At 48.3% G+C, this 17288-nt stretch carries 17 protein-coding genes and 1 tRNA gene; 4 read left to right on the top strand and 14 right to left on the bottom strand.

Annotated elements, in window-relative coordinates; genetic code table 11:
* Nucleotides 1–24 precede the first annotated feature (24 nt).
* The 4 genes from OCV62_RS05840 to pyrH all read right to left on the bottom strand — a co-directional run bounded on the left by OCV62_RS05840 (nt 25) and on the right by pyrH (nt 2963).
* Nucleotides 25–852, bottom strand: coding sequence for a phosphatidate cytidylyltransferase (locus OCV62_RS05840; protein ID WP_262585569.1), 828 nt, complete (start codon nt 850–852; stop codon nt 25–27).
* Between the two features lie 2 nt (nt 853–854).
* On the bottom strand, nt 855–1562 hold the full coding sequence (locus tag OCV62_RS05835) for an isoprenyl transferase (RefSeq protein WP_117961116.1): 708 nt from the start codon (nt 1560–1562) through the stop codon (nt 855–857).
* 135 nt (nt 1563–1697) lie between these two features.
* Nucleotides 1698–2249, bottom strand: coding sequence for a ribosome recycling factor (gene frr, locus OCV62_RS05830; protein WP_021914409.1), 552 nt, complete (start codon nt 2247–2249; stop codon nt 1698–1700).
* 18 nt (nt 2250–2267) lie between these two features.
* Nucleotides 2268–2963, bottom strand: a complete 696-nt coding sequence (gene pyrH, locus OCV62_RS05825) for a UMP kinase (protein WP_262585568.1) — start codon at nt 2961–2963, stop codon at nt 2268–2270.
* A 237-nt stretch (nt 2964–3200) separates the two neighbouring features.
* Between pyrH and OCV62_RS05820 the strand changes: the two genes are divergently transcribed.
* Nucleotides 3201–3271, top strand: a tRNA-Gly gene (locus OCV62_RS05820).
* Nucleotides 3272–3571: 300 nt separating this feature from the next.
* Here OCV62_RS05820 and OCV62_RS05815 read toward each other — a convergent pair.
* Both OCV62_RS05815 and OCV62_RS05810 read right to left on the bottom strand, forming a co-directional pair.
* Entirely contained in the window at nt 3572–4756 is a 1185-nt protein-coding gene (locus OCV62_RS05815; RefSeq protein WP_262585567.1) for an AI-2E family transporter, read from the bottom strand.
* A gap of 21 nt (nt 4757–4777) precedes the next feature.
* The gene (locus OCV62_RS05810; protein WP_262585566.1) at nt 4778–6028 is read right to left on the bottom strand and encodes an HlyC/CorC family transporter; all 1251 of its coding nucleotides are present in this window, start codon (nt 6026–6028) and stop codon (nt 4778–4780) included.
* 311 nt (nt 6029–6339) lie between these two features.
* On the opposite strand from OCV62_RS05810, the gene OCV62_RS05805 reads away from it, so the two are divergent.
* From OCV62_RS05805 to OCV62_RS05795, 3 genes are all read left to right on the top strand, one after another.
* Nucleotides 6340–7401 carry a sensor histidine kinase gene (locus tag OCV62_RS05805; protein ID WP_262585565.1) on the top strand — a complete coding sequence of 354 codons (1062 nt, stop codon included), beginning with the start codon at nt 6340–6342 and terminating at the stop codon, nt 7399–7401.
* On the top strand, nt 7391–8122 hold the full coding sequence (locus OCV62_RS05800; protein WP_262585564.1) for a response regulator transcription factor: 732 nt from the start codon (nt 7391–7393) through the stop codon (nt 8120–8122). Before OCV62_RS05805 ends, OCV62_RS05800 begins: the two co-directional genes overlap by 11 nt.
* Nucleotides 8123–8349: 227 nt before the next feature.
* The gene (locus OCV62_RS05795) at nt 8350–9516 is read left to right on the top strand and encodes a hypothetical protein (protein ID WP_262585563.1); all 1167 of its coding nucleotides are present in this window, start codon (nt 8350–8352) and stop codon (nt 9514–9516) included.
* A 168-nt stretch (nt 9517–9684) separates the two neighbouring features.
* Here OCV62_RS05795 and OCV62_RS05790 read toward each other — a convergent pair whose 3' ends face one another.
* The 8 genes from OCV62_RS05790 to OCV62_RS05755 form a co-directional block, all read right to left on the bottom strand.
* Nucleotides 9685–10398: a hypothetical protein gene (locus OCV62_RS05790; RefSeq protein ID WP_262585562.1), complete on the bottom strand. Its 714-nt coding sequence runs from the start codon at nt 10396–10398 to the stop codon at nt 9685–9687.
* A 95-nt stretch (nt 10399–10493) separates the two neighbouring features.
* Nucleotides 10494–11513: an LCP family protein gene (locus tag OCV62_RS05785; protein WP_262585561.1), complete on the bottom strand. Its 1020-nt coding sequence runs from the start codon at nt 11511–11513 to the stop codon at nt 10494–10496.
* A gap of 77 nt (nt 11514–11590) precedes the next feature.
* The gene (locus tag OCV62_RS05780) at nt 11591–12394 is read right to left on the bottom strand and encodes a class B sortase (RefSeq protein WP_262585560.1); all 804 of its coding nucleotides are present in this window, start codon (nt 12392–12394) and stop codon (nt 11591–11593) included.
* Between the two features lie 139 nt (nt 12395–12533).
* Nucleotides 12534–13952 (bottom strand): sugar transferase, encoded by a 1419-nt coding sequence (locus OCV62_RS05775; RefSeq protein ID WP_262585559.1) that lies wholly within the window; start codon nt 13950–13952, stop codon nt 12534–12536.
* Nucleotides 13953–14173: 221 nt separating this feature from the next.
* Nucleotides 14174–15367 (bottom strand): serine hydrolase domain-containing protein, encoded by a 1194-nt coding sequence (locus OCV62_RS05770; protein WP_262585558.1) that lies wholly within the window; start codon nt 15365–15367, stop codon nt 14174–14176.
* Between the two features lie 54 nt (nt 15368–15421).
* A complete protein-coding gene (locus OCV62_RS05765; protein ID WP_262585557.1) occupies nt 15422–16348 on the bottom strand; it encodes a DMT family transporter in 927 nt (308 codons plus the stop codon).
* A gap of 18 nt (nt 16349–16366) precedes the next feature.
* Nucleotides 16367–16864: a shikimate kinase gene (locus tag OCV62_RS05760; protein WP_117961091.1), complete on the bottom strand. Its 498-nt coding sequence runs from the start codon at nt 16862–16864 to the stop codon at nt 16367–16369.
* A gap of 4 nt (nt 16865–16868) precedes the next feature.
* Entirely contained in the window at nt 16869–17249 is a 381-nt protein-coding gene (locus OCV62_RS05755) for a RidA family protein (protein ID WP_262585556.1), read from the bottom strand.
* Between the last annotated feature and the right edge of the window lie 39 nt (nt 17250–17288).

The following is a 17288-nucleotide window of genomic DNA, read 5'->3' as shown; positions in this document are numbered from 1 at the left end:
CCGGAAAAATCCGAAACCATTTTTTTAATGAACCGCTCCGAGCAAAATGACCGAAAGGAAATAGATCACCGGTGCGGTAAATAACACACTGTCGAACCGATCCATGATCCCGCCGTGTCCCGGAATTATCTTTCCGTAATCTTTAATATCGTGATTTCGTTTGATTGCAGACGCTGAAAGATCTCCTACCTGGGAAATGACTGCACCGGCAGCACTGATCAGCGCAACCACCCAGATCATCGCATCGCTTCCGGTCTCCGGAATAAGAAACAGCCATGCGAATAATGCTCCTACCAGGGCAGAACCGACTACGCCTCCAATTGCACCCTCTATCGATTTCTTCGGGCTGAGCACAGGTGCCAGCTTATGTTTTCCAATTGCCATACCGGTCAAATAGGCACAGGTATCACAGATCCAGGAGCTGATAAAAATGAGCCACACCAGATATTTTCCCCAGCTCAGTTCCCGGGTCAGATAGATGAACGGAAACAGCACCCCCGGGTAAAATGCACAGAAAAAAACAGTCATCACCTGGTCTGCATGGTATTTGGGAAAATGGAACACATAGACGAACATCACTGCCAGAAACATCAGGACAATTGCCCCGATTCCCCAGAGAAAATTTTTGGAAAGCATCATCGCTGCGCCATACAGCACGATTCCGCAGCCTCCCATGATTTCCAGCAGCGTAAATTTGCCATCTTTTTCCACATGGCACGCCTTAATCAGCTCGTAGTAAGCCGTCAGGGAAAGCAGCAGACACACCGCTCCCAGAACAGGACCTCCACTGATCAGAAAAATCAGTGCCAGCACAACCAGCACAACGCTGCTGCCCAATCTCGTCCAGAACATTGTTACTCCTCCTTCACCAGCCCATATCTTCTGTCTCTATGATTATATGCCTCAATCGCCTTTTCCAGCTCTGCCTTTGAAAAATCGGGCCACGCCACCGGTGTAAAATAAAACTCTGTGTAGGCCAGCTGCCACAACAGGAAATTGGAAATCCGAAGCTCATTGCAGGTGCGGATCAAAAGGTCGGGCTCCGGGATTCCTGCCGTATCCAGCGCAGCACTGATCTTTTCCTCGGTAATTTCCTCCGGTTGCAGGGTCCCTGCCTGTACCTGCTCTGCCAGATTCGTCACAGCGCGGCGGATTTCATCCCTGCCGCCGTAATTGATCGCAATCTGAAAATGCAGACCGGTGTTGTCCTTTGTCGCTTCCTCCAGCTCCGCAATCCGTTTGCGGATATCATCATCGAGCCCGGTCTTATCCCCGATCACGCGCACGCACATATTGTTCTGTGTTGCACGCTTTAAGCAGCTTTTCATATAATTGCGCAGAAGCGTCATCAGCGCGGATACTTCATCCTTGGGGCGATTCCAGTTTTCAGTGGAAAACGCATATACCGTCAGATAATGGATGCCCAAATTCCATGCATCCTCGCAGATCTGTTCTACGGTCTTTGCCCCCTGCACATGTCCGTAGTTACGCGGCATGCCCTTTGCCTTTGCCCATCTGCCGTTTCCATCCAGAATAATCGCCACATGATTCGGAATATTCATTCTTTCTTTTCTCCTATCTGAGAGAAGGGGACAAGCCCAGCCTGCCCCCTTCTCCCTCACTATTCATGACAATATAATGCTTTCAGCGTGTACATTCCATTGTTCATCCTAGCAGAATGTACTTTTGTATCCGTTTTAAACGGTCATAATCTCTTTGGATTTTGCTTCTACCAGCTTGTCGATATCCTTGCCGAACTTGTCAGTCAGCTTCTGCAGCTGATCTTCCAGCTCCTTGATTTCATCCTCAGAAACGTCTTCCTTGCCCAGCTTCTTTAAAAAATCATTGCCATCACGGCGGACATTGCGGACTGCAACCTTTGCGTCCTCGCCCTTTTTCTTAACGTCCTTTACCAGCGCTTTACGGCGTTCCTCTGTTACCTCCGGGAATACCAGACGGATCACATTACCATCGTTAGATGGGGTGATGCCGATATCGGACGCCATAATTGCTTTTTCGATTGCTTTGATCAGGGATTTTTCCCAAGGTGCAATCTGGATCATGCGGGGTTCGGGAACAGTTACATTGCCCACCTGCTGCAGCGGCGTGGGAGAACCGTAATAATCCACACGGATTTTGTCCAGTACATGCGGGTTGGCGCGTCCTGCACGGATTGTCATGAAATCTGCTTCCAGATATTCACAGGTCTTTTCCATTTTTGTTTCAAACTGCTGTAATCTCTCGTCCATCTTGTTCTCCTATCCTCCTTATACCGTTACCTTGGTGCCGGTAAAATTGCCCTTTACTGTGTTGACAATGCTGTCTTTTTCATTTAAACCAAATACCCACATCGGCATCTTGTTGTCTCTCGCCAGAATTGATGCAGTCATATCCACTACCTGCAGGTTTTTCTCGATTACCTCATGAATCGATACTTCGTCATACTTCTTCGCCGCCGGATTCTTCGCCGGATCATCGTCATATACGCCATCAATCGCCTTAGCGAGCAGAATAACGTCCGCCTCTACCTCAATAGCGCGCAGCACAACGCCGGTATCCGTGGAAAAATACGGATGTCCCGTACCGCCTGCAAAGAATACGACCATTCCTTTTTCGAAATATTTGTTCGCGCGATCCTTGGAAAACAGCTTCGTAAAGGAACCGCACTCAAACGGTGTCAAAATGTTGGTCATCATGCCAACCGAACGGAAAATCTCTGAAACGTAGATGCAGTTCATCACTGTCGCAAGCATACCGATCTGATCCGCTTTGGTGCGGTCAATGTGCTCGCTGGTACGTCCTCTCCAGAAGTTTCCTCCGCCGATCACGATGCCGACCTGAATGCCATCATCCACCAGCTGTTTTACCTGAAGCGCTACCGCCCTGACAGTATCCTCGTCAAAACCATGCTTCTTTTCTCCTGCAAGCGCTTCACCGCTCAATTTTAATAATATTCTCTGCATCTTTTCACCTTCCGTAAAACCGTAATATTGGCTCTGCATCGCTTACAAAGCCTTCTGCAGACAGTATATCATAGAATACTGAGAACGAAAAGTGAAAAATCTCTAAAACTGTAGTTGCAGTTTTCTCGCAGCTTCTGACGGGCAATCCATACAACGGCATGTATGCTCCGCGGATATTCTATTGTTATGAATAAAATGCTTTTCTTTTTTGAATTCATATGCTATAATGTATGTCATGCAGATGTAGTTCATCGGTAGAACATCAGCTTCCCAAGCTGAGGAGGCGGGTTCGATTCCCGTCATCTGCTTTTTGTATGCCCGAAAGCCTGTAAACACAAGACTTGACAGCCGTAAGGAGCTATAAATCTTGCGGTTGGGTAAAAAACGGTGCGACCGTGAAGGTCACACCGTTTTTTTTTGCGTCCAATGGCAGATTCTGCGATCATGGGTTCTTCCCAGCGTTTCGGAGCAGGCGCGTCAGCCTATTGCCTACACAGTCCACTTTTGGGGACTTGGCGGTGGATTTCAAGGATACGGCGGTCAGCTAAGATCTTAAAGCCGGCATTCACGAAGTAAGTTATCGTCCTGTATGTTAAATAGACCACGTCTTAAAAGGTGTGTGCGTTCTTCATGTACTCTAAATAAAGACTGAACAGCACGGCACAGCCGGGAACGCTGAACAGCATCCCTAAGATGCCGAATGCTTCGCCGCCGATCGTAACAGCCATCAGCACAAGCAATCCAGGAAGTCCGACAGACTTGCCGACTACCTTTGGGTAAATCAGATTTCCCTCAACCTGCTGTAAAATGAGTAAAAAGAGGATGAACCACAGCGCCTTGCCGGGTTCTGCCAGCAGAATCAAAAACGCACCAAGACCGCCGCCGATCCATGCGCCAAAAATCGGCACCAGCGCAGTAACAGCCACAAACGCGGAAACCGCACCGGCATACGGAATCCCAAGGATCAGCATTCCCAAGAAGCACAGAACGCCGATGATAACCGCTTCCGTAAGCTGTCCGCTGACAAAATTTGTGAAGGTCTGGTTTGTCAGAGTAGCAATGCTCAGAAGCCGCTGCGCCTTCTTTTGCGGAAAGACTGTCACAATGAGTTTTTTCAAATGTGCCGCAATGACTTCCTTCTTTGCAAGCAGATACAGTGCAAAGACAAGGCCCAAAAGGACATCCACCAAAACCGACAGGACAGAGGTTGCCGCACCCCATGTCACGGTGAGGATGCCGCTTTCCTCATCGCTGATCAAGGTGGTGACCTTCTCAATCAACAGATCAGAATTTATGGCATATTCGGGCAGGATAATGTTATATTTTGCAGCAAACTGGACAACCCCTGCCCACCACCGCCCGATTTCCTCCACATAGACCGGAATGTTTTGGATAAACTCATCGCCGGATTCCCGCAAACTGGGGATCATCATAAACACTACGGCAAACAAAATTCCAAGAACGAGCACGGTGCTTATTGTCAGGCACACAGGGCGGGTCAGCTTTGCAGGAACCTTGCGGCAAACCTTGTTCCAGCAGCATTCCAACGGTCGAAGGATTACATTGATCAAAAATGCAATTGCCCCGCCGATCAGAAACGGAGTAAACAGTGCAAGCACCTTGCCGAAAAAACGCAAAACAGCGTCAAGGTTTACCAGCGCCCATGCAAATACAATCAACAGCACCAGTGCACGGGTGATATAACGAATGATCGTCTCGTCCGGCCAGTTACTTCCCTGCGGTGTAGGATTCCCGTTTCTGTTACCGACTGTGTTTTTCGTTTTTTTCTCCATGTTTTTCCTTTCCATGATAGTTTATTGTTCGCAGTCCAAACACAGGTCGCATTGCCTGACTGTAAGGAAGGATACCCTGTGCGCACTCAATTCTGAGACCGTGATCTCCAAATTCTGCACAGCAAAGGAATCGCCCTTGGTGGGGACTCTATTCAGCTGCTCCATGACCCAGCCGCCGACAGAAACACTGTCAGATTCCAGCTTGATGTCAAAGAATTCCGCAAAATCCTCCAGGCTGACGGAGCAGTCCACGCGATAGGTATTCTCGTCCAGCTTTTCAAAATCTTCCTCCACCTCGTCGTGTTCGTCCCAAATTTCACCAACCAGTTCTTCCAGAATATCCTCCATCGTAACAATACCAAGCGTTCCGCCGAAATCATCTACGACCACGGCGATATGGGACTTCTGATGCTGGAGCATTTTCAAAATATCCCGGATTTTTGTGTACTGATAGACAAACAACGGTTTCGTCATGATCTCCGCAATGGGCTGATCCGTCATCTTGCCGTTGATATAGAAATCCTTCTGATGAAGAACGCCGACGACCTGATCAATGGTATCCCGGTAGACCAGCAGACGGGAAAAGCGGGACTGGGTAAAGGCTCTGGAAATTTCCTCATGACTCTTGTCGATGTCCACAGCTTCCAGGTCAATTCGATGGGTCAAAATTTCTGCCGCCGTCAGGTCACGGAATTCAAGGGCATTGCGCAGCAGCTCGCCTTCGTTTTCGTCAATTCCGCCGTCCTGCTCCACATCCTCCATAAAAAGGAGCAGTTCCTCGTGGGACATTTTTGCATCGTCATCCGTCTTGAAGAAACGGGAAACCAGCTTCTTCCACTGGGAAAAGAGGAAATTCAGCGGCGTCAGAATCAAAATCCAAAGGCGGATAAACGGAGCACTGAACAAAGCGAAACGTTCCGGGGTATCCTTTGCAACACTTTTAGGGGTGATCTCACCAAAAATCAAAACAACGATCGTTACGACGACCGTAGAAATCGTCGCGCCAATATCGCCGTAAAGCCCTACGAACAAAAGTGTGCCGATGGATGCCACCATGATATTCACGATATTGTTGCCGATCAGGATGGTGGAGATCAGCTTGTCATAGTCTTCAGATAGCTTGAGCGCCAGCGCTGCCCGCTTGTTTCCATTGTCCGCCAACACCTTGAGGCGGGTCTTATTCAGGGACGAGAACGCCGTTTCTGTGGCGCTGAAATAGGCGGACATGGCAATGCAGACCACCATTACGAAAATACTTCCAAAATAATTCATTTCAAACTCCTTTATGTTCTGTTCCTACGATTATTTCATACAAAAAAGACACGTCTATACCCGATATCGCAGCAAAGGGCGTAGATATGTCACATACGAACAGACCATATAAGAGCGGCTGCCGTTATCGTCGCTACTGTCGTTTTCCACGGATTTCTTCCTCCTTTTTATTTAGTGTTTCCATCATAGCATTTTCGTGGTGTAGATTCAGTAAAGAAACAGATGCGGTACAATATCCTCCTGCGAGAAATCTTGAAGCGCTTCCGCTTATGCGGTATAATAATGCCGCAGTATCGTTCAGGAGAAACAGGATGAAGAACCGTCAACGACAAAAGGATATTCTATTTTCAATCCTAATTTTTTGCAGCGCCTTTGCTGTCAATTTGCTTATTCAGAAGCTCTTTACCACGCAGACACTGGTACCCATGATTTTTGTGTTCAGCGTGTTTTTAATCTCGCTGAAAACCCACGGGTATTGCTATGGCATCATTTCGGCCATCGCCAGCGTGTTTGCGGTAAATTTTGCTTTCACCTATCCATACTACGCTTTTGACTTTTTTGTAGAAGAAAGCATCTTATCCGCTGTCATCATGCTGGTCGTCGCCATTTCCACCAGCACGCTTAACATTCGTATCCGCGATCAGGAGAAGCTGCGCTCAGAAAATGAAAAAGAGAGAATGCGGGGCAATCTGCTGCGGGCGATCTCCCATGACCTGCGCACGCCCCTTACCTCCATATACGGGTCATCCTCCACACTGATTTCTAAGTATGATGCGCTGCCGAAGGAACAGCAGCTCAAGTTGTTGGGAGAAATTCAGGAAGACAGCGAATGGCTCATCCGCATGGTTGAGAATCTCCTGTCTGTCACAAGGATCGACGGTGCGAAGGTGGAGGTCGTGAAAACTCCCACCGTTCTTGATGAGCTGATCGACTCCGTTTTGATGAAGTTTTCTAAAAAGCATCCGAGTCAGAAGGTCATCACACAGATCCCGGACGAGTTTGTGGACATTCCCATGGATTCTCTCCTTATTGAACAGGTGCTGCTGAATCTTCTGGAAAACGCTGTATTCCACGCAAAAGGCATGACAAAACTGATGCTTTCCGTTTCTCTCGCAGGAGACAAGGCGGTATTTGAGGTTGCTGACAACGGCTGCGGCATCCCGGAGGATGCACTTCAAAAGATTTTTACCGGGAGCTACGAAAAAAACGCTGCGCCGGTGGACGGGACACGCAGCAATATGGGGATCGGACTGTCTGTGTGCGCCGCCATCGTCAAGGCACACGGCAGTGACATTACCGCAAAAAACAAAAGTGGCGGCGGTGCGGTATTTAGCTTTGCTCTGGAAAGAGAGGGTGAGGACGATGGGCAATAACAAATTTAAGATCCTGATCGTAGAGGATGAAGCCAACATCCGAAGCTTCATTAAAGCAAATCTGGAAACCAGCGACTATCAGGTTCTCTGCGCGGAGACCTGTGCGCTCGGCATGATGATGTACGCTTCCCATCATCCGGACCTCATCATTCTGGATCTCGGCCTGCCGGATCGGGATGGCATGAGTTTGATTCAAGAGGTGCGAAAGACGGACACTGTGCCCATCATTGTGCTCTCCGCCCGTTCCAGCGAGAGGGACAAAGTGGAGGCGCTGGATCTTGGGGCAAATGATTATATCACCAAGCCCTTTGGCACGGAGGAATTGTTGGCTCGGGTCCGGGCCGTTCTCCGCAGCCATCGACACAGTGAAGAGAATGAAAGTACCCCCGGCGGGAAATTCCGCTTTCAGGACCTGCTGATCGATTACGACACACGACAGGTTTTTGTAGGCAAAGAAGAGATCGACCTGACCCAAACGGAGTACAACATTATGGCGTTCCTCTCCATTCACGCTGGAAAGGTGCTGACGTATACTGCGATCATCCATACTGTCTGGGGGTATTCTGACTACGGCAGCGTCAAAAAGCTGCAAGTCAACATGAAGAACATCCGCAAGAAAATGGGCGTGACGCCCGGCGAAAAGCGCTATATCATCAATGAGCTTGGTGTCGGATACCGTATGCTGGCAGAGGATGAAATTGCTGCGGATTCCTTTCTTTGATGAACATAAGTTGATTCTGCACAATTCAATTATTGCTCTCTGGTATGATTTTGATAGGAATACGTTACTGTTCACCCGCGCCATTCGCATCTCATTTTTGCTCATAAAGTACGAGTGAACTGTAACGGAAATACTATTTATTGCAATTTCGTTGTAAAGCTTTTTGAAAAATGGTAACATAGACTTGTGATGAAGGAACTTTTTTTCGAAAAAAGGAGGATGTAATATTGAAAAAGAAACTTCTGGCATTCGCTCTCGCCCTCACCATGTGTCTGGGCTCCGGTATGACGGCAAACGCCGCAATGATTGTCAAAAACAATATGAGCGCACTGAATACACTGAATACAATAAACAAAAACACCTCTTCCGAGACCTCTCTGCACAAGGAAATTATGAAAAAGTACAAAATAACATATACCCCGGAAGCCCTTGAAGCTTTAAGGCAGGTTTTCAAACCCGAACGGTATGCAATAGCATATCCGGATGTTGCAAAGGCCTTTGGAAATGACTCAGAAGCGCTTTGGAACCATTTTGTTATTTTCGGTTTGAACGAAGGAAGATCTGATATTAATTCTGACTTCAATGTTTTTGCATACAGTTCCGCTTATCCGGATCTGCAAAAGGCGTTTGGCGACGATCTTCTGGCATACTATGTTCACTATGTAAATTTCGGCATCAAAGAAAACCGAAAATATACGACCATTGACGCAACGACAAAAGCCGGCTTTACAGTCAGCGGAATGAACGGACAGATCCTTGCATCCCCCAGACTGATCGTCCCTTCCAGTGCGGACAACAGCTCTGTTTCGAACATCCTGTCCTCTTTGACCTTACCATCTTCTGCCGCTCCAACCCCAGTGCCGACACCTGCACCAACACCGGAGCCGACAACACCAGAACCGGAGGCCCCCTGCAATCATGAGTTCGACGGTAGGAAACAGATCACCGGAACAACTATGCACGGTCCCGTATGTGTCCTCTGTGGATATATCAACGAAGAACAGGCAGAAAGCTGTACCGCTGATCATTATACCGCTGATGATTCTTCCCATAAAGAAATCTGTGGTGCATGCGGCGGCGTTATAAAAGAAGAATCCCATCTGTATACCTATACAACCGAGACTGCCGAAGACGGCGTGCGGATTCACAAGGGAACCTGTTCCGTGTGTGGACATACAATGGATGGCGCATGTGTATTTGATCCGGACGGTATCTGTGAGATCTGTGGTCAATCCTGTACACATGAATACACCGTCGGGCAAAGTCTTGATGAATCCTATCATCAGCTGGTCTGTGAATTCTGCGGTCATACCGAAAAAGAAGAGCACCAAATTGGCGAATCTGCAGACAGTCAAAAATATTGCACCGCTTGCGGTTATTCCTTGAACGAATAAGTCTCAACGCCAACATCCAGAAAAGTCTTCCGTTTTTGCGGAGGACTTTTTTTGCAGCAAAAAACAAAACACCGCTTCCCCGTTTCAGAGGAGGCGGTGTTCCAAAGGAAACCACACGAATCAATTTAATTTGTTATTCGATCTAAAACTTAGCCTGTCGGCCATGCATCAAAGCTTGGGAGCTTTTTCAGACTGTAATGTTTCCTGTCTTGTTCCAACAGCCGCCGTGAATACAACTTCAACAACACCGCTGATAGAAGGAAGTGCAAAAGAAACTACATCGCCCTTAATAACAACAGGAAGCGCTACAAAGGTTCCGTCTGCTCTCTTGTACATTGCTCTGATGGTCTCATTTTCAGCAAGCTGGTATCCGCCCAGGATTTCTTTCAGGCTCTTTGCAATAGAGATAGAACCCTTGCTTGCTACCAGTTCACCCTTTGAATTCGTCAGATAAACATTTCTGCTGCACAGGTATTTTACCTTGCCTTCCCGATTCAGCAGGGAAATGTTTTTCTCACCACTCTTGTTGATGATTTTGACCTTTTTTGCAGTCAAAGCCTTTGTCAGTTCGCTGGCAGATGTTGTCGTTTCTGCTACAGTTGTAGGAGCTACAACCAGCTGAACGGAAGCCGCATCCAATGCCTGGTTTCCTTTTGCAGTTGCGAATGTTGTTCCAACTGCTACTGCACTAGTCGCGCTGGCTACACCGCTGACAGTCGACTCAGCGGTTCCAGCTGTTGCTGTTGCAACAGACTGATCAACGGTTACCTGACTAACAGGCGTATTACCTGTATTCAGAGACGGGCTGGGAGCTGCAAATGCTGTCATGCTCATAGAGCATGCGAGTACAAGTGAAAGAACAATTGCCATTTTCTTTTTCATGTCAATCATCCCCCTTTCGTAAAATTGTGTGGCTTCTGTTTTTATATTAACAGGCGGTGTCCCGTCTGCCAATACCGTTTTATCCGGCGTGCAGGTCAATCCGCCGCCTCTTCATAAAATACGTCCAGCACCAGTTCATACAGTGCTGTTTCATCGGGATAAAATTCTTCGAATTTTTCTCCCATTTTGACCGTTCCCGTCATGGAATAAAAATTGTCGTCCCCAAAGCTGTAGGACAGCGCCTGACCTGCCAGGTAAACTGCTTCATCCGCAGTCACATCCGTTACCATGTACGGTGTAATCTGTGTATACAATTGCAAAGGAAGCGTCATATCCTGCTTCATCGCTTCTTTTGCCTGAAGGATAAATTTCTTCAAATACTGCTTTTGACGCTCCAGGCGTGCTTCTGCACTCTGTTCCTGCGCCGTATCGCGATAATGAATAAACTGGTACGCCGCATCGCCCTCTAAATGCACCTCGGCTCCGGTTGTCCAGCCCTTTTCCAGTCCGTTTGCAGATTCCGGAATCACGACGTCCACACCGCCGACCGCATCGTTTAACTTCGATACAACCGACATGTTCAGTGCGCAGTAACCGTGGATCGGAAGACCATAGAACAGATTGGAAACTGCATCCAGGCTGTTTTCGCAGCTTTCTTCCAGACCGTCCCCGTAAGCGTGGGAAAGTGCAATCTGTGCAGTCTGTCTTCCGGAATATCTCCCGTTCTTATCATACACATTCATAGAAGCCATGGTATCGCGGTTGATTCCGATCACGCTGATCTTTTTCTCTCCCGGGTCGAGTACAGCCAGAAACAGTGCATCCGCCTGGCCGCCCTTAAAGAGATTGGAAGAAGCCTTTACTTCTCCATTTTTATCAATTCCTAAAAACAAAAAGGTCAGAATATCCTTTTTGTAGGTATAAACCTTTCCATGATACCGGATGCTTCCCGCCTCCAGCATCATCTCGCTTTCCGCTTCCGATTCAGCCTGCTGCATCAGCTCCGGTATCGCTTCCTGTTTTTTGGAAAGCCTGCTCTGACCGCTGTAGTTCATCCACAGCCACCCTGCCGATACAGTAATTCCAAGTAACAGAAGCACAAGTAACAAAATCAAGAAAAAAAGACCAACTTTTGAAATTGCGGAACGCTTTTTCGTCCTTTTTTTCCTGCGTTTTCTCTTTTCCTGCTCCATTACTGTTCCTCAACCAAAACTGCCTGCACCAGATACCTCTGATCCGGCTCGTCGCTCACACCGGTTTCCAGCGTAATCAGCTTGTCATCTTCCGTCACATCCATCGTATCATCGATAAAAGCATCGATCTGACGAATGGAAAAGACTTCTTCCAGATAATTGCGGAAAATAATCGGATCTGAAAAATCATATGCGGCAATCAGATGCCTGTCGTCATACGGATATGCTGCAAAAATGCGGTAGACAAGCATCTTCTCCGGCAGATAAATCCGCACTTCCCGATTTTCATCAAAAAAAGTACGATCCTGATACTCATGAAGCTTTCCAAAACGATCCAAGGTGTTATGTCCGTAAATCACGGTATTGCCATCAGAAAAATCTATATCGTTGGCTGTCTCTGTATAAATTGCCCCATCTTCCGCCTCTTCCTTTGCAACGTTATGGGTTAGATAATATTCATCGTCTATGCTGCTCTGCAGAATTGGCTGGCTGATGCCCGTTCCAGGAATTTCCAGCCACGCATATGCATCTGCATTCAGCGCGCAGAGCTCATTCAATTTCAAAGGAATTTCTGCATCCGACTGCAGAACCGCTTCCACCTGTGCTGCATCCACTGCTGCCTCTGCTTCTTCGATAGAAGTTTCCTCTGCAGAGCTGCTCTGCGTTATTGTCTCAGCGCCTGTCGTATCCGCCGTCTCCGGATTCGAAGAGCTGCATCCGGACAGCGTTACTCCAAAAACACAGATGCCTGTCAGAATTCCTCTCAACAGCCCGTTACAGGCTGCCGGTTTTCTTTTTTTCAAATTCTCCTCACATTCTGCCGCAATACGCAGCCAAATACCCAGGCAACAATAGAATGCACGCTCTGCGAGCATTCTATTGTCATGAATAAAATGTACACTTTGGGAACACTCTATTGTTATGAATCATTAAAACTGTCTTTTATCTGGCGCCCTTTTGTGTAAAGACCTCCAGGAAAGTTTTCAATAAAATCTTAATGTCCAGCCAGAAAGACCAGTTATCAATATACTCTACATCCAGCTTTACAATTTCTTCGAAATCCGTTATGTCGCTGCGCCCGCTCACCTGCCACATTCCGGTCAGACCGGGACGAAAGCTCAAGCGTTTCTTATGATATGGGCTGTACTGTGCAAACTCATCCAACGTCGGCGGACGGGTTCCCACAAGGCTCATATCGCCCTTTAAAATATTGATAAACTGCGGAAATTCATCCAGGCTCGTCTTCCGTAAGAAAGCCCCCGTCTTTGTAATCCGCGGATCATTTTCCATCTTGAACATCAGGCCGTTCATTTCATTCTGCGCCATCAGTTCTTTTTTGCGCTCTTCCGCATCCGCATACATGGAACGGAATTTGTACATTTTAAAAATTCTGCCGTTCCGTCCAACCCGTTTCTGTGCAAAGAAAATCGGTCCAGGAGACTCCAGCTTGATCATCGGCCCGACGATCACCGTCAATATTCCTAAAAATACACAGCCGACCAGCGCTCCGACCAGATCCAGCAGCCGCTTCATCGCCAGCTGCCCAACCGGTACAAAACGATTCGCATAGGTAATCGTATAAAAGCGCCCAAACTGCGTCAGAGCTTTCTGGCTCGCACCGGACAGCTCCGGAACAGGAATCCGGTAATGAATCGTCAGTCCCATTTCTGCCAGCGTTTCCAAAACATGCTTCATCTCTTTGCTCTGGGTATCCGCAACTGCAACGATCACTTCATCCAGAGACGCGCTTTTACAGTAATCGATCAGATCATCTGCCCCAGCTACGACCGACATTCCGCCGACCTCGCCATTTTCCGGTTTCTCGCCCAGAAATGCCAATCCGCAGAACTCATAGCTGTAATCCTTAAAATTTTTCATATCCATGACGAGCGGCACTGCGAACACATCGTCCGCAACCAACAGCGTCTTCCTGCTCTCCCGAAAAATCCGATACAAAGACGGCAGACATTTTTTCCAGAGCTGGTGCACAATCAGCATCAGGATACAGTCAATCAGAAGAAAATAGAAGAACACCAGACGCGAGTAAGCATCCAGCAGTCCCATAAAATACAGTACAACCGCCGCGCCCGCAAAACTGATTGCATTATTGCGAATCACACACATGCATTCATGCAGCGGTCCCCGCAGCATCATGTTCCGGTACAGGCTGCCAAACAGGTTCATTGCCAGAAAAACGACAAGCACTGCTCCGAGCAAAAGGCCGAAATCCATCCGGGCATCATCGCTCTCAAACAACCGACCATTTCGAATATAGTTTGCCAGAATCAGGCTCACGACAATCGTCAGACAGTCCAGCAGCAAAATCATCAGATTCTGCAGATTCGATCTTCTCTGATACATTTTTACAGTCCTTCCATTTGATTGTAAAAGCTAGTTATATATTCTACACGGTTTTAAACTGCAATGCAATTCCGTGAAAACGTACTTTTCCGGCAGCAATAAACTTCAGAAAACCAGATTTCTCCGGGTTGGAATTAAAAAAAAGGGCTCCTTCATACGCTCTTTTTCTGTGTTTTCTGGTAGGCAGCAATTTCCCGGCGAAGCGGAATTTTCTATTTTCTTTACAGCTTGCTCACAATCCGATTGCGGATTTTGCGGGTCATGGAAAACGTGCCTGCGTCCACCTTCTGCATCCCCATCAGAATGGTCGTCTTTTCATTAGGCAGGTTTGCAAAGTAAACACCCAGCCAGCCGTCCCAACCATATTCATCCTGCATTGCAAGATAACCGCACTGCGCCGGATTTTTGCAGACGCGCATCAGGTTGCCGTAGCTGTAGCCATCCAGTCCGACCCATTCAGAAAATACCTTCTGAGAAACCGGCATCAGCTCCGGACTGGTAAAATACTTCGTCGTCTTTTCGCTCAGCACCCGCACGCCGTTTAAGCTTCCGCCCTGCATCAGCATCTGCGCAAATTTCATATAATCATCCAGCGTCGAAGCAAGTCCCGCTCCGCCCGACTCAAAGGCAGGGGACTTTTCCATCCGGTTTGCAACGACCAGATGATCCTGCGTATAGCGCTTCAGTACGTTTTGACCATTTTGGTCAATTTCAGTCTGGTATACTGCCGCCAGCCGGTCCTGCTTTTCCTCCGGTACCCAAAACGCCGTATCCTTCATTCCAAGCGGCTCGAAAATTTCTTCTTGCAAAAATTCCCCGAACCGTTTGCCGGACGCAGCTTCAATAATCGCACCGAGCACATCTGCAGAGGAACCGTACTGCCAGCCCTGCCCGGGCGCATAAAGCAGCGGGCACTTTGCCAGTGCATCCGCCACATTCCTTGTCGTCATCGCCTCCAGCGTATGCATCCGTTCCTTTCCCTCTTCGAAAACGTGCTCATACATCCGCCCCGGCTCCGTCGTCGTATCGCCATAAATCAGCCCCGACGTCATCCGTAAAAGATCGACAACCAGCATCTCCCGTTCTCCAGGCAAAAGTGCTTCGCATCTGCCGTTGCGCCAGATTTTTTGTTCGCGGAATGCAGGCAGATATTCTGCAACCGGCTGATACAGATCCAGCTTTCCGCGCTCCATCAAAATCATCGCAGCCGCTCCGGTAACCGGTTTCGTCTGGGAATATAACCGAAAAATCGTATCGCGCTTCATCGCACGTCCATTTTCGATATCCGCCATGCCTTCCTGACAGTCGCAGATTTCTTTTCCATCCTTCACCGCCAGCACTGTCACACCCGCTACACTGTTGTCGCCGATGTATTCTTTCATAATCTCCCTTACTTCTTTTGAAAGTTCCTTCATCCCCATCTTCTCCCTTCTGAAGTATACATCTTTTCGTGCAATACACGCCACTTTTCAGGCTGTTTCCACCTGTTTTGCTTTCTTTTTATCCGGAAGCTGTACACAGATCACCGCCGCAAACACGAGCGCGCAGCCAAAAAGCTCCCGCGCCGAAAGCTTCTGTCCCAGAATCACCCAGCCTGCCAGCACGGAAAAAACAGATTCCATGCTCAAAAGCAGGGATGCCGCTGTTGGCTCCACTTTTTTCTGTCCAACAACCTGAAGCGTATACCCAACGCCGCTGGACAGAACGCCCGCGTATAAAACCGGCACGATTCCGGCAAACAATGCATCCCAGGACGGATGCTCCGTCAAAAACGCAAGCACCAGACAGATGACACCGCTCGTCAGAAACTGCAGACACGAAAGCTTTACGCCATCCACCTGCTCTGCGAAATGATCCACCACCAGAATATGAATAGAAAATACTAACGCGCAGCCAATCACCAGCGCATCCCCCAGTCCGATCCGAACGCTTCCGGAAATACATAGAAGATACATTCCGATTAACGCAACCACAACGCTGCACCATACCTTCACACCTGGAATGCGGCGCACAAAAATCCCGAGCAGCGGCACGATAACGATATAGAGCGTCGTCAGGAATCCTGCTTTTCCCACTGACGTATACCGGATACCAAACTGCTGCAGAAGGCTTGCCGCACACAGCGCGATACCGCAGCATACGCCGCCAGGCAAAAGCGCACCGGATTTATTTTTTTTCGCAGGAGCTCCTGTTGCGCCTTTTTTTGCTTCCATCCGTTCTTTTGTCCAGATCACCGGCAGGAGCACAACGCCGCCAATTAAAAACCGAGATGCATTAAACGTACACGGCCCCATGTAATCCATTCCAACACTCTGCGCCACAAAGGCAATGCCCCAGATAAATGCGGCAAGAAGCAGCAAAAAGCCGCTCCGTACAGATTCAAACTGCTGTTTCATTTGTCTTGTCCCCTGTTGTCACTTCGGCAGTCTTGCCACAATCTCTGCAACAATCTCCCGAATACTTTTGTTTTCACAGTCCACTGTAATGTCCGCATAACGCTCGTATAGCGGGACACGCTCATCGTAAAGCTGCTGCAGCGTCTGTCCCTCCCGCAGCGTAATGCCGCGTTTGCGCAGATCGCCCAGACGCGCTGCGATCGATTCGCACGACAGCTTCAGATAGATTACAACACCGATTTTTTTCAGATGCTGCATGGCTTCCCGCCCATAAATCACGCTGCCGCCGGTCGCAATGACAGAATGCTTGACTGCCAGATCCGCATTGATCCGGTTTTCCACCTGCCGGAAACCGTCGTCGCCCTGCTGTTCTATGATCTCATGCAGTAAAAGTCCGGTTTGCTCCTGAATGACCAGATCGGAATCCACGAAATGATATCCCTGCTGCTTTGCAAGCACGACACCGACCGTGCTTTTTCCTGCGCCGGGCATGCCAATCAGTATCAGATTTTTCATAGGATTATTCTCCTAAATAAGCGACTACTTCTACTTCACATAAAACATCCTTGGGAAGCTTTTTCACTGCAACACAGCTTCTTGCGGGCTTTCCGGTAAAATATTTTTCGTATACTGCGTTAAATGCAGCGAAATCGCCCATATCATCCAAAAAGCAGGTTGTCTTTACCACATGGGTATAGTTGGTTCCGGCCTCAGTCAAAATTGCGCCGATATTTTTCATGACCTGCTCTGTCTGCGCCTCGATGCCTTCCGCTTCGATCGCTCCGTTTGCCGGGTTGATCGGAATCTGTCCGGATGCAAATAAGAAATCTCCTGCAACGATCGCCTGAGAATAAGGGCCGATTGCAGCCGGTGCTTTCACAGTTGAAATTACTTTAAACATGTCTTTTTCCTCCTCTGGGTACGTCCCGCTTCGGGGCTT

This window comes from Gallintestinimicrobium propionicum (genome assembly GCF_025567525.1).
Classification (GTDB): Bacteria; Bacillota; Clostridia; order Lachnospirales; family Lachnospiraceae; genus Gallintestinimicrobium; species Gallintestinimicrobium propionicum.
The sequence above is the reverse complement of the archived record's forward strand: the minus strand, read 5'-3'. Positions and strand labels throughout refer to the sequence as shown.